Genomic DNA, 13,381 nt, shown 5'->3' with positions numbered 1-13,381 from the left:
TCTCTCATGAATGCTATCCTAGGAGAATAGACAAGTCAAACGATTTTGAATGGTTGGGTCCTACAAACTCGATGGTATAACTGCCTGGGGTTAACCCTGAAAAACTAGCACTGCCGTCCAAATTGATTTTGTTAGAGAGAATGAACCTTCCATCCCTTCGTAAATTCACCTGCTGGAACCCGTGAATTCCTTCAGCCTTTACGGAAAGGTAAACTTCACCTTCGTTTTCCTTCACAATTTGGTAATAGAACTTTTGGTTTTCTTTTGTCGTCTCTTCGAAGATAACAGAACTCGTGTCATCCGAACGAACTTCAGCAGAAGCAGACCGAAGTGATGGAGCAAGCTCCAAACTCTCATGGATTTGGAAAGATTCGATGAGGCTGTCGATTACCCGTATCCCCGACTGGGTTAGGCGGACAATGAGACTGTCTTTCTTTTCTGGTGAATTGAGGTTATTCTTTGTGTATTCTTTTAAGAAACCTGGGAAGGGCAATTGGGCACGGTGGAGTGTGGATTCTGCCTTTTGGAGGGCAAATCTTTCCGCAAGGGAATTGTCTTTGATTGCCTCCTTGCGTAATTGATGGAAGAAAGTCTCTTCACAATATAAATAGGCCTCCCAAAGTTGTGGGTGATCTTGCAACTCAGCCTCACTAGGATATTCGCCCTTAAGGAATAAATCCCGAGCCAATTCTAATGATTCTGCGTTAAAGTCCTGATTTTCCATGTGGCCCCTCCACTGTATACTGTATGACGAAGGAAATCACGACTCTTCTGCTACAGAATTCATTTTTTTTTGTATTTTTTCGAGTACCCGGAGCAAGGTTACGCTCACTCCACCTTCGGAAATCCCTAAGATTCTGGCAATTTCACGGTAAGGGGTGCGAACGAGGAAGTGGCCTTTTTGTTTTTTCTCGATGAGTTTTTTTCGTTGTTCGTACTTCTTCGCAAGTGCATGGTCCAATCGTTCTTTATAATATTGTGCTTCTACCGAATCCCCTTGCGCTTTTTGTTTTTTTTGTTCCTTCAAATCGAGAATATTCAAATACAAGGAAGTGATTTTGTCCTCCATTTTGAGATTTTCCTCTTCTCTGTTGGATAATTCCTCCCTAAGTTTTAAAATTTCATCGCGAATTTCAATTTCTGGGCGATTTGTTTTGGCTGCTATGTACTGTAATTCTTCGGGATCGAGATGCAGGTAATACACAAAGGACAATTTAAAAACAATCCTGTTTTCCAATTTGATTGTGGAAAGTACGGATTGGAATTGGTCAGTGACATCAAGGGCAATAGCCAAAGCATCGGCTCGTTTGTCAGGTTCGTCTTCAATGGTGCTGTATTCTTTACCTTCCTGGTTGACCTTGGAAATAGTCTGGGTTTTGACTTCTCGTTTGGTCCGTTGCCAATCGATGAGTAGATTCCGTAATACGGAAAAAAACCATGTTTTAAAACTGGATTTTCCAACGAAACTTTTGAAACGTTTGCCAGATTTTAAACGTTCAAAGGCGTAAATATAATAATCAGAAGCATCATCTTCCGTTAGATGGAAGACACGAATGGGGAAATTATAAATATCTTGAGAGTAGTGGTCAAAAAACTGTTGTAGCGCTTTTTGGCTTCCTGTCCCACATTCTTTGACAAGTTCTAAAATTTCTTCAGTTGAATAAGAAGTCTGATTCATAAACTACTTTCCTAAAAAAGAACCCACAAAGAGACTTCTAATAACATGAAACGTATTGTTGTGATTTTGACTCTTCTGGCAAGTTTTATTTTAGCGGAAGGACAGAAGTCCGAAGGGAAACTTGAATTTGTTTGGCCGATCCAAGGATTGGAACTTTCCTCCCTAATCACGAGTACCTTCGGCGAATCCAGAAAAGACCATTTCCACAATGGATTAGATATATCTTCTGTTTTGCAACCCGTCAGATCCATGGGCGACGGTTTCATTTTATACTCTCGTTATGCGGAAGATAACCCGTTTGAAGAAGAAAGGGGTTCCGGGAATATTGTATGGGTTGCACATAAAAATGGTTATGTGAGCGGATATTACCACTTAGGTGGTACAAGAAATGAACTAGTCAAAAATCATAAACCCGTGAAAGCAGGTGATGCCATTGGAATTTCTGGAAATACTGGGCATTCTACAGGTGGACACTTACATTTTGTACTTGGAAAAGATTATGGGAAAACCTTACTTGATCCTCTTTCCAATTTGCCACCGGTTGAGGATACAATGCCTCCACAAATCGCCAATTTATTCATCCATGTGGGAGAAAACTATACTAACCTGAATGATGGTGATAATATCAATGTTTCCAAAGCCTTTCCATTGACTGTGAGTATCTTAGATGGTGGAATCAAAAATAGCCAACGGAGAGGGATTAGAGACGTAAAATATTTCTTCAATGGCGAGGTTTATAAAAAAGCTAATTTTGAGTCTTTACAATTTGATGGTTCTAAATGGAAAACTAAGGACGGGCATAGTTTTGATGACTTATTTTTCAAAGACCGTTATCTTGTAGGAGTTCTAAATCTAAAAGCCGGAGAAAATACGATTAAAGTGCAAACCAAAGATTTTTCCGGGCATGAGTCAGAAAGAAACTTTAGTATCAACATTACAAGGATTAGTGGTGGAAATTAATTCCACTACCAATCCAAAGTAAATTTACCACGAAAGGATACTATTGATTCTCATAAAGTGATTTGATTTCATTTTTGTATTTGTCAGTGATCACATGTCGCTTGAGCGACAACTTTGCCGTGAGTTCATCTCCTACTTCAAACGCTTTTGGAATCACAATCACACCTACTACTCGTTCGAATGATTTGAATCCAGTTTGTGCATTAATCTTTGATTTGATTTCCGATTCCATTTTTTGAATCACTTCTTTTTGTTTGTAAAAATCAGTTTGGGAAATTCCTTCAAAACGATTTAAGTTGGGATACACAAGTGCACTAAGATACTTTTGGTCTTGACCAACCACCATACATTGGTCAATCCATTCCGATTCTAAAATTTTTGATTCGATTGGAACAGGTTCCACGTTTTCTCCACCAAGGAGAACAATGGTTTCTTTGGATCGACCAACAATTCTTAAATGGTGATTGGAAGTATAAATACCTAAATCACCAGTATTCAACCATCCATTCACCAACACTTTGTTAGTTGCATCAGGATTTTTATAATAACCAGCCATTACTTGTTTTCCTTTTACATGGATCTCCCCTTTCCTTCCATAAACAAACTTACCTAGTTCGGTATCTAGAAACACTTCTCCAGTATGTAAATCAACAAGTCGAAGTTGTGTATTCGGAAATATCCTTCCAACGGATCCTGGGATGATTTCTTCAAAAGTTCGCATTGCTAGAACTGGCGCAGTTTCTGTCATCCCATACCCTTCGAGTACAGGTATGCCAATCATGTTAAAAAATTCATCGACATGAAACGGAAGGGCACCTCCACCCGAAACAGAACCTCGTAACTCCCCACCAGTTGCTTTTCTAATTTTTGACAATACTAAAAAATCTAAAATTAGATAGGGAATACAAACGATAAAGAATCGAACCAAATGGTATAAATACCGAATCATTTGTTTCCATAACATAATGGGATGGATATCCAATACATTCCCTGTAATGATTTGTCTGGAATTGAAAAATTTATCGGCAAAAAACATTGAGATTTGAAACATCTTCTGTTTCACCTTACTTGATTTATTCAGTGTACCTAATATACCTGAGTAAATACTTTCCCATAACCTAGGAGCTGATGCCATAAAGTTGGGTCTAACAAACTTTAGATCTTCTTTGAGTGTACGGACACTGCTGTAATATGTACATGCTCCATAGGACAAACTAAAAATTTCAAAAATTCGTTCAAAGATATGCCAAATCGGCAAAATCGATAAAGTTTTATCTCCTTTTTTCAAACTCAATGGGAGGTGATTCAATTGGAATAAAATGTTTCCGTGAGTAAGCATAACACCTTTGGGTGTGCCAGTTGTACCGGAAGTATAAATCATTGTGAATAAATCAGATTCCTTGATGGTATTGTTTTCGAATAAAAAATCGGTTGGATCTTCTTTTGATTTTTGTATCCCTTTCGTGATTAACTCTTGAAAGGTAAAAATTCTGACTTTTTTGGCTTTGAGTACTTTACTTGATTTGGGTGGTTCAAACAAAATGATTTCTTTAAGATATTCCAAATCTTTTTCCAATCGAATGACTTTTTCAAAAACAGAATCATTTTCTACAAACAATACTTTCGATTCGGAATGATTGAGAATATATAAAATGTCTTGGTCAGTAACATCAGATGCACGTGGTACATCCACTGCACCAAGTAAAGTTGTGGCTATACTCGTTTGGATCCAATTGTAAGAATTGTCGGCAAAGATGGCAACTTTATCTCTTTCTGATAAAAATTCAGAAAGTCCATATGCCAAATTTTTTGCATCTGTTAACAATTCTTCATAAGTTTTGAATTGGTAAACACCAGACCCCACTCGTGTTGCAAATGCATTTTTGTGCCCAAATTTTTTGGGGAGATCTAAATAAAAATCTATCATGGTTCGCATTTAAGTTCCTCTTTAGGACAAAGGGTAACCGATAGAAATTCTTTTGTCGTCCCCTAGAATTCTTTGAGACTTCGCGTTAAGATAATTTTGATTGTTTGCGAAAATCAGTAGGAGTGATTCCCACCTTTTCTAAAAACACACGATTGAATGTGGATTTTGAATTGAAGCCCACTGCATCTGCTATGGAAAGAATGGTTCGTTCTGTTGGTTCCAATAAATAACGTTTTGCTTCTTCAATTCTGTATTGGTTAATATAGTGATAAAATCCAAAACCATATCGCTTGTGAAAGTATTCAGATAATTGTCCTGACTTTACTCCAACCATATCCGCAAGTTTGGACAAATTTAAGTCTTCGTCACAATAAACTTTTTCTATCATCAATTCATACAATTTCTGATCGATTGTCTCTAGCGGGACGGAAACCAACTTGGATTTTTCATATTTGTTTTTTTGTATATTATCTCTAACATCAGATACAAAAGGTTCCCACAACTCACGGGTGAAGTAATAAAAGTACATAAGAATTGGTAATAGGTAAGCACTTAACTTTCGAAAGAATGGAATTTGTAAACTAAACCCAATACTACCAATAAATAAATCAATCCAAACCAAAAGGATAAAAACGAGGGAATATATTGCTTTTTTGGTAAAAAAAATGGATAACATCACATTGGGAATCCATTCTCGTATGAGAAAAATACCCACTGACAAAAGGATAGAGAGTTTGATCCCTAAATTAAGTCCGCTTAAGATAGATCCATATTCTGAAACTTGAATTGTGTTTAAGATTTGAATCTTTCCTTCCTCTGATTCTAAATAATATGGAAATAATAATCCGATTGCAAGTAAGGACGGGAGAAACCCTATCCAATGGAATCGAATCTCTTTTTCTAAAAATAAATATTCTAGATAATAATATAAAAACGAAGCAGACAAAAATATGAAAGGAATATGAATAAATACTACTGAAGGTAAAAATAAATAAAATCCGGTAAACATAAATGCACCAGTTAACAGCCATAAGCCTGTAGAAAATAAAATGAATGACCAAATTAGGTCTGATTTTTTGTGATTGTTGACTAAATTAGATAAAGACCAAATGATGCAAAAAATTGCTCCAGAGCCCATCCATAAAAACTCAAATAATACATTTAGTGATATCGATTCTGTTTCCACAGAATTTACCCGTATACTCTCACTTCTTCCCCTACTGTATAACGAACAGCACCTTTCCCTAAAATATCGGTTAACATTTTCATAAGATCAGATGTGATCTCGATGGAGAAATGATCATGAGCACGTATGACTTTTTTTTCATCTCCGTTTCCAACCAAATGAAAAAATACCGATGAAGCACCTCTATGAACAGAAAGGATGTCCTGAAGTTTTAAAATCACATCTCTGTTTTTATCCTCTTTCATATTGATCGTCAAATGGAGTGTTTTTTCCATTTTCTTCTCAATGGTTACAGAGTTTAATTCTTCAAGTTTATTGACGATGATCTGACCTTTTAACTCAGATTCGTCGGCATCTATTCGCTCCAGAATTCCTTTGATAAAAACTGTATTGTCTTCGGTAAACAGATGTTTGAATTCTGCATAGGTTTTTGGGAAGGCAACACATTCTATCTCACCAGTTTGGTCTTCCAACATGAAGTTTACAAACTCTTCCTTTTTCTTAGTGAGTTTGACTACTTTCTTAGAAAGGACACCTGCAATTTCAACTTTTGATTTTGGTCGGACTTCTTCTAAGTTTTCGATGGAAGTTGGATTAAGTGTTTTTAATTGTTCAGTAAATTTATCCAATGGGTGGCCAGATAAATATAAACCTGTTGTTTCCTTCTCTCTTCTAAGAAGTTCGTCTCCACTCCATTCGATTCCATCTTTTGGTAAATTTAAGTTTTCTTCAGTGCCACCATTGGCACCACCAAACAAAGAAAATTGACCTTCTTTTTCTTCTGCCTGTTTTTTGTTCGCATAATTTAGAATAATATCTGTAGATTCAAAAATTGTTTTTCTCGAATAACCAAAAGAATCAAATGCACCACCTTGTGCTAGTGACTCTAAAACTTTTTTATTGGCCAAACGAGTATCCAATTTTTTTGTAAAATCACTCAGTTGTTTATAACCACCAAGTTCATTTCGATTGTGGATGATATTTTGAGCGGCCAGTTCCCCAACACCTTTAATTGATGATAATCCAAAACGAACCGTTTTGTCGTCAGTGATTTCAAAGGAAATTCCTGATTCACGTAAATCAGGACCGAGGATTCGAATTCCCATCTCTTTGGCGTTGTTAATGTATTTTACTACATCAGTGATTTTGGAATGATCCCCTGACAACAAAGCAGTTAAATATTCGATCGAATAATTTGCTTTTAGGTATGCTGTTTGGTAAGTTACAAATGCATAAGCTACCGAGTGGGACTTATTAAATCCGTACTCACCAAATTTCTCTAATTGTTCGAAGAGTTCGGTTGCTAACTTTTCGTTAATCTTTTTTTCGACGGCACCTTTAACAAATTTTTCTTTTAAGGCTGGCAGTTTGGATTTGTCTTTTTTTGCCATCGCCTTACGAAGAACATCCGAATCTCCGACGGAAAATCCACCCATGATTCTTGAAATACCCATTACTTGTTCTTGGTAAACGATGACACCATAAGTTTCACCTAAGACTTCCGCTAAACTTTCATGAGGGAATACTACTTTTTTCTTACCGTTCTTACGATCTAAATAATCATCCAACATCCCGGATCCCATCGGTCCAGGTCGGTATAACGCAAGCAAGGCGGCAATTTCTTCAAATTTTTGCACTTGAGCTTTCGCAAATAAATCACGGATCCCTGAGGAAGAATCTAACTGGAATATACCGAGAACATTTGCTTTCCGCAATAAACTAAAAGTAGCCGGGTCATCTAAAGGAATTTTATCCAAATCAAGTAAAATGCCATGGCGTTTTTGAATGAGTTGAGTAGCGTGATGGATTGTTGTTAAGTTTTTTAGACCTAAAATATCCATTTTAATGAGACCCACTTGTTCCGACATATTTTTGTCGTACTGAGTGACAATGGAGCGACCATCTCTTCCCGGCTCACTAACAGTTGATAGCGGAACAATTTCTTCCAAAGCAGTTGGTGCAATGACAACACCAGCAGCATGTCTTCCCACCTGACGATAGTTACCCTCAAGTTTTTGGGCAATGGAGAATACTTTTTTGTTTAATTCTGATTTTTCAGCAATATCACGCAGGTCTTTTGAAGTTTCTACTGCTTCTTGGATTGTGATTCCCAATTTTTTCGGGAACAATTTACTCATCTCGTTAACTTCTGAAAAAGGAACATTAAAAACACGTGCTACGTCTTTGATAGCTGCTTTTGCTGCAAGTGATCCAAAGGTAATGATCTGCCCTACTCGATTTTCACCATACCGGTGTTTGATGTAGTTGATCACTTCTTCTCGGCGTTCGACACAAAAATCTGTATCGATATCAGGCATATCCTTTCGGTCTGGATTTAGAAATCGTTCGAAGAGCAAATTGTAACGAATTGGATCTACGTTTGTGATTCCAAGAGCGTAAGCGATGATCGAACCAGCTGCCGAACCACGACCAGGTCCTACAGGGATTCCCGTTCGCCTTGCAAAATTGATATAATCTTGTACAATGAGAAAATAACCTGCGAAATGCATATTCCGAATGGTTTGCATTTCAAATTCGGTTCTTTCTTTGACAATTGGGGTAATCTCTTTGTATTTTTCTACAATCCCTTCCCAAACCAGTTTTTCTAAGTAACTGTCTGTATCATAACCGGGAGGAACTTCAAAAGCAGGTAGTAAAGGATTTCCAAATTGAAAATTGAGAGAACATTTATCGCGAATTGCAAGTGTATTATAAAATGCATCAAGGTGATTGGGAAAAAGTTCTTTCATCTCAGCAGGAGATTTCACATAGAAGTTTTGATTGAACCCAAATCGCATTTCATCATCAATGTTTTTTCTCATTCCGATGCGTAATAGGATGTCTTGAGCTTCTCTATCATCTTTTGTTAAAAAGTGAGAATCGTTGGTAAGGACTAGTGGGATACCAGTTCGTTTCGAAAATCCAATGACAGCTTCTGCGACAATTTTTTGTTCTGGAATTCCGTGGTCTTGGATTTCCATATAAAAATCTTCTCTGCGAAAGATTTCGTGCAAACGACCAGCTAACGCATACGCTTTGTCTTCTTTTCCTTCTAGGATTTTTCTATTGACTTCACCGGCAAGGCATGCCGTCAAACAAACAAGTCCATCGCTATGTCTTTCTAACAGATCATAATCAATTCGTGGTTTACGATAAAATCCTTCTGTGAAAGAACGACTTGCCAGTTTGATGATGTTTTGGTATCCAACTTCATTTTTGCATAAGAGAATGATATGGTAAGCACCTCCATCTGCAATTTCATCTAACTCTGTTTCTGCACTTCGAGATGGTGTTACATAAAACTCACAACCAATGATAGGTTTTACTTCGTGTTTGACTGCCTCTTTGTAAAACTCGATCGCACCATACATGTTCCCGTGGTCTGTGATGGCGACAGAACTCATGCCAAGTTCTTTCACTCGTTTCATCAAATCACTGATTCTGATGGCACCATCCAACATGGAATAAGTAGTGTGTAGATGCAGGTGGGCAAAATCTTCCATGGCTTGGTGACATAGTAAAGCCGATGCCTTCGTACGTAAAGCGCCCGAAGGGAAGGATTTTCGATTTTTTTCAGCCCAAAATGCCAATTCCCAAACCTGCCAAATCCATCCAAGCCCAAAAACGATGGAAGCCATAGACCCAATCGATAAACTGGTTTTGTCTATGTCCTTATTTTCCCTACCAAAAATTTCCCCAGTAACTCCCGTTTTGCGAGACCAAATTCGTGTAAAAATCAATACCAAAACAAAACCATTAGGTTCTTTGGGCGCTTTGGAATCAGTAGCACAACAAATCGCAGAAATCCAAAACACCATGACTCCAAAATTACAAAATCCGAAACTCATTTTGTTTGCTGGTGACCATGGAATCACGGAGGAACCTGTATCACTTTATCCTAAAGATGTTACGTGGCAAATGGTGTTTAATTTTTTGCGTGGTGGTGCTTGTGCCAATGTCTTTGCCAAACACAGTGATATCGATGTAGAAGTGGTTGATGCGGGAGTGGATCATGATTGGGATGATGTAACGAATCAGTTGATCCAAATAAAAATCAGAAACGGTACTTCTAATTTTTTAAAAACTTCTGCAATGACTAAAGAAGAAGCTTCACAATCTTTGCAAAACGGTATCAATTTAATTTCTGATAAAAAATACAATGATACCAATGTATTTTTATTTGGAGAAATGGGGATAGGCAATACATCCTCTGCCTCATTAATTTTATCTCATCTAACAGGAATTCCACTTTCAAAATTGGTGGGCAAAGGAACTGGTCTCAATCCTGAAGGAAAAAACATCAAACTCCAAATTTTAGAAAAAGCATACCAAAGAACAGGAAAACTAAGTGATCCATTAGAAATCCTCTCAGAGTTTGGTGGTTTTGAAATTGGCATGATGGCAGGTGCTATGCTCGGAGCCGCATCCAAACAAAATCTTTTTATCGTAGATGGATTCATTACGACAGCTGCCTATTTACTAGCATATCATCTAAGCCCTACTGTGAAAGACTATGCAATCTTTTCTCATGTATCAGATGAAGAAGGTCATATCATTGTCTTAAATCATTATCAAATTAGGCCACTTCTAACACTCAATTTAAGATTAGGGGAAGGGAGTGGTGCTTTGGCCGCTTACCCACTTATTGAACTTAGTGTTAAATTTTTGAATGAAATGGCATCCTTTGCCGACGCGGGAGTTAGTGATTCTGATACAAAGGCTTAATCTAAAATGAATTTCATCCTTTTAGAAATTCGATTGTTTTTTGTTTGTATGTCTTTTCTCACAAGAATCCCTTCACCAGGTTGGGTAGGTTTTAAGGAAGAATGGTTACACCAATCGATTAAATATTCACCTACTGTTGGCATTTTACTTGGCAGCTTACAGTTGTTTGTTTTTTTAATATTCCAATTTTTATTTGGAACAACGATTTCATTTACGATTTCGGTTGGTTTTTTGCTAATCCTAACCGGTGCCTTTCATGAAGATGGTTTTTCTGATTTTTGTGATGGGATTGGTGGTGGATGGAAACGTGAAGATATCCTAAGGATCATGAAAGACAGTCGTGTGGGTAGTTTTGGCGCTGTTGGAATCTCACTCCTTGTATTGTTAAAAGTATTGGGAGTTTCAGAATCGTTTCAGTTGTATGAAAAAAATGGATTTAACTTTATGTTGAATGCCAAAATTCAATTTCAATTGCTCAGTGTTTGGTTGTATTTTGTATCTGCACATAGTTTCAGTCGATTTTTATCTGTGTTTATGATGAAATTATTACCATATGCAAAGGAAGAAGGGTATGCAAAACCGATGGCAAAGGAAATCACTTGGCCACAAATCCTCTTTGCAAGTCTATTTGGAGTGATCCCATATTTGACTTTAGTGTATTTACATCCCAATTTTTTATTCAGTTTATTTTGTATCATTCCAAGTTATGTATATATGTTTTCGTTGATGAAAAGATGGATCCAAGGGTTTACAGGAGATTGTTTGGGTGCTGTCCAACAAGTGATTGAAACTTGTATTTGGATTTCAGGAGTGTTTTTATGGACCTCTATCTAGTTCGCCATCCAGAAACCATTGCCCCAAAAGGAACTTGTTATGGTAGAACTGATTTCCCACTCAAATACCCAGTAGAAGACACGGCAGATGTTACCTTCTCTTATCTGCCACCTAACTTTAATCATTTTATTACTAGCCCCGCCCCACGCGCTTTAAAACTGGCAAATGCCCTCTACAACAAATACTATCTTGAACAAAACCGATCAGTCATAGAGATTCACACCGATGAACGATTGTTAGAAATGAATTTCGGTGATTGGGATGGAAAACTTTGGGAAGAAATTCCCAGAAAAGAAACCGTTCCCTGGATGAAGGATTTTGTGAATGCCAGAACACCAAATGGAGAAGCCTTTACTGACCTCATCCACCGAGTGGACTTGTTTTTGGATGATTGGAAAGAAAATGGAATCTTACGACAAAGATGGGAAGAGACAAACAAACAAAAATTAAATGTGTTGATTGTTGTTTGTCATTCAGGACCCATTCGGGCAATGTTTTGTCGGCTTCAAGGAATTCCACATGAGGAAGCATTTAAATCCCCAGTGGAATTTGGATCTGTTCATAAACTAGAAATCTAAGAAGGTTTACACCTTCTTTTTTTCACCTAACGGGCCTAACTTGGCAAGAATCAATTCGTTTACAAGTTTTGGATCGGCTTTCCCTTTTGTTTCCTTCATCACTCCACCAACGATGGCACCGAGGACTCGGTCTTTTCCATTTTTCCAACTTTCCACAGATTCGGGTTGTGACTCTATCACACGTATGACAATTTCTTCGAGGGCTTTGTCATCACGTACCACTTTCAGACCTTTTTTCTCAACGATAGTTTCTGGTTGGTCTTTTGAAGTTAACATATCTTCAAAAATAGTTTTGGCAATTTTTCCTGTGATTTCACCAGAGTTAATGAGTTTCACAAGTTTACCAATTCGAACAGGATCAATTGCAAATTCTTGGATTGAGATATTTTCTTTATTCACAATCCCTAATATTTCATCTTTGACCCAATTCGAAGTTTTTTTTGCATCACCTGATATGACCAATGCCTCTTCAAAGTATTCTGCAATTTCACGTTCACTTGTTAAAACTTCTGCATCATACTCCGGAAGTCCAAGTTCAGTTTTATAACGTTCTTTTTTTTGTCTAGGGAGTTCAGGAAGAGTTTTTCGGATCTCTTCAATAAAAGAATCCGAAATTTGAATCGTAGGTAGATCTGGTTCAGGAAAATATCGGTAATCATGGCTCATTTCTTTTGAGCGCATTGGAATAGTTTTGAGTAAGGTTGCATCCCAAAGTTTTGTCATTTGTTTGAATGACTCTCCGCGAGAATACACATCTTTTTGCCATTCAACTTCATAATCAATCGCTTGTTTTACGGCTTTGAATGAGTTTAAGTTTTTAATCTCAACTCGTGTGCGAAATCCTTTTTCTCCTTTTGGACGAATGGATACGTTTGCATCACAACGGAGGGACCCTTCTTCCATATTACAATCGGAAACTTGAATGTAACGGAGAATGGTTTTTAATTCATTTAAGTAAACATATGCTTCATCTGATGAACGAAGGTCTGGTTCGGAAACGATTTCAATGAGAGGTGTTCCGGCTCGGTTGTAATCCACATACGAACGATTGATAGAAGGATCATGTGAATGGATGAGTTTACCCGCATCCTCTTCCATATGGATCCGTGTGAGAGGAAGAAACTTTTCTTCTTTCTCACCTTTCAATTGGATATGAATTCCACCTTTAGTAGCATACGGTTTATCAAATTGCGAAATTTGATACCCTTTAGGTAAGTCAGGATAAAAGTAATTTTTACGGTCAAATTTTGTAAACTGTGTGATTTCACATCCAAGAGCTACACCAGCTCTCACGGCTTTTTCAAGTACCACTTCATTTAACACTGGCAAGGTGCCGGGAAGTGCAACACATAATGGCGAAATATGAGTATTGGGGCTACCACCAAATTCGTTTGTGGCAGTGGAAAATATTTTTGAATTGGTATTGAGCTGGACGTGGACTTCCAGACCGATGATGACTTCGTATTCCATGGTATGATAACAGGATTTTCACA

General features: G+C 37.5%; 10 protein-coding genes. 4 read left to right on the top strand and 6 right to left on the bottom strand.

The features are described from left to right. Positions 1-13 precede the first annotated feature (13 nt). Positions 14-724: a hypothetical protein gene (locus tag EHQ43_RS05555; RefSeq protein WP_135770324.1), complete on the bottom strand. Its 711-nt coding sequence runs from the start codon at positions 722-724 to the stop codon at positions 14-16. 36 nt (positions 725-760) lie between these two features. Beyond that, on the bottom strand, positions 761-1,678 hold the full coding sequence (locus EHQ43_RS05550) for a sigma-70 family RNA polymerase sigma factor (protein ID WP_135739740.1): 918 nt from the start codon (positions 1,676-1,678) through the stop codon (positions 761-763). A gap of 45 nt (positions 1,679-1,723) precedes the next feature. On the opposite strand from EHQ43_RS05550, the gene EHQ43_RS05545 reads away from it, so the two are divergent. Continuing rightward, complete coding sequence (locus EHQ43_RS05545) at positions 1,724-2,638, top strand: M23 family metallopeptidase (RefSeq protein WP_135739741.1); 915 nt, start codon at positions 1,724-1,726, stop codon at positions 2,636-2,638. A 40-nt stretch (positions 2,639-2,678) separates the two neighbouring features. Here the strand turns inward: EHQ43_RS05545 and EHQ43_RS05540 are convergent, their stop codons facing one another. The 3 genes from EHQ43_RS05540 to dnaE form a co-directional block, all read right to left on the bottom strand. Further along, the gene (locus EHQ43_RS05540) at positions 2,679-4,574 is read right to left on the bottom strand and encodes an AMP-dependent synthetase/ligase (protein WP_135739742.1); all 1,896 of its coding nucleotides are present in this window, start codon (positions 4,572-4,574) and stop codon (positions 2,679-2,681) included. Between the two features lie 76 nt (positions 4,575-4,650). Next, positions 4,651-5,751 (bottom strand): AraC family transcriptional regulator, encoded by a 1,101-nt coding sequence (locus tag EHQ43_RS05535; protein WP_135770323.1) that lies wholly within the window; start codon positions 5,749-5,751, stop codon positions 4,651-4,653. A 5-nt stretch (positions 5,752-5,756) separates the two neighbouring features. Beyond that, positions 5,757-9,254, bottom strand: coding sequence for a DNA polymerase III subunit alpha (gene dnaE / locus EHQ43_RS05530; protein ID WP_135753545.1), 3,498 nt, complete (start codon positions 9,252-9,254; stop codon positions 5,757-5,759). Positions 9,255-9,417: 163 nt separating this feature from the next. Between dnaE and cobT the strand changes: the two genes are divergently transcribed. From cobT to EHQ43_RS05515, 3 genes are read left to right on the top strand one after another with little or no spacing between them, the layout of a single operon-like run. Then, a complete protein-coding gene (cobT, locus tag EHQ43_RS05525) occupies positions 9,418-10,476 on the top strand; it encodes a nicotinate-nucleotide--dimethylbenzimidazole phosphoribosyltransferase (RefSeq protein ID WP_135753546.1) in 1,059 nt (352 codons plus the stop codon). A gap of 6 nt (positions 10,477-10,482) precedes the next feature. After that, on the top strand, positions 10,483-11,310 hold the full coding sequence (locus EHQ43_RS05520; protein ID WP_135770322.1) for an adenosylcobinamide-GDP ribazoletransferase: 828 nt from the start codon (positions 10,483-10,485) through the stop codon (positions 11,308-11,310). Beyond that, on the top strand, positions 11,295-11,888 hold the full coding sequence (locus tag EHQ43_RS05515) for a histidine phosphatase family protein (protein ID WP_135753280.1): 594 nt from the start codon (positions 11,295-11,297) through the stop codon (positions 11,886-11,888). The genes EHQ43_RS05520 and EHQ43_RS05515 overlap by 16 nt, the downstream gene beginning before the upstream one ends. A gap of 6 nt (positions 11,889-11,894) precedes the next feature. Here the strand turns inward: EHQ43_RS05515 and gatB are convergent, their stop codons facing one another. Continuing rightward, positions 11,895-13,358 (bottom strand): Asp-tRNA(Asn)/Glu-tRNA(Gln) amidotransferase subunit GatB, encoded by a 1,464-nt coding sequence (gene gatB / locus EHQ43_RS05510; RefSeq protein ID WP_135770321.1) that lies wholly within the window; start codon positions 13,356-13,358, stop codon positions 11,895-11,897. Positions 13,359-13,381: the final 23 nt, after the last annotated feature.

This window comes from Leptospira bouyouniensis, assembly GCF_004769525.1.
GTDB classification, from domain to species: Bacteria; Spirochaetota; Leptospiria; order Leptospirales; family Leptospiraceae; genus Leptospira_A; species Leptospira_A bouyouniensis.
The sequence above is the reverse complement of the archived record's forward strand: the minus strand, read 5'-3'. Positions and strand labels throughout refer to the sequence as shown.

Bases quoted from the DNA above. Each gene is read 5' to 3' on its own strand.
- EHQ43_RS05555 (WP_135770324.1), bottom strand. From the start codon at position 724: ATGGAAAATCAGGACTTTAACGCAGAATCATTAGAATTGGCTCGGGAT.
- EHQ43_RS05550 (WP_135739740.1), bottom strand. From the start codon at position 1,678: ATGAATCAGACTTCTTATTCAACTGAAGAAATTTTAGAACTTGTCAAA.
- EHQ43_RS05545 (WP_135739741.1), top strand. From the start codon at position 1,724: ATGAAACGTATTGTTGTGATTTTGACTCTTCTGGCAAGTTTTATTTTA.
- EHQ43_RS05540 (WP_135739742.1), bottom strand. From the start codon at position 4,574: ATGCGAACCATGATAGATTTTTATTTAGATCTCCCCAAAAAATTTGGG.
- dnaE (WP_135753545.1), bottom strand. From the start codon at position 9,254: ATGGAAGATTTTGCCCACCTGCATCTACACACTACTTATTCCATGTTG.
- cobT (WP_135753546.1), top strand. From the start codon at position 9,418: ATGTCCTTATTTTCCCTACCAAAAATTTCCCCAGTAACTCCCGTTTTG.
- EHQ43_RS05520 (WP_135770322.1), top strand. From the start codon at position 10,483: ATGAATTTCATCCTTTTAGAAATTCGATTGTTTTTTGTTTGTATGTCT.
- EHQ43_RS05515 (WP_135753280.1), top strand. From the start codon at position 11,295: ATGGACCTCTATCTAGTTCGCCATCCAGAAACCATTGCCCCAAAAGGA.
- gatB (WP_135770321.1), bottom strand. From the start codon at position 13,358: ATGGAATACGAAGTCATCATCGGTCTGGAAGTCCACGTCCAGCTCAAT.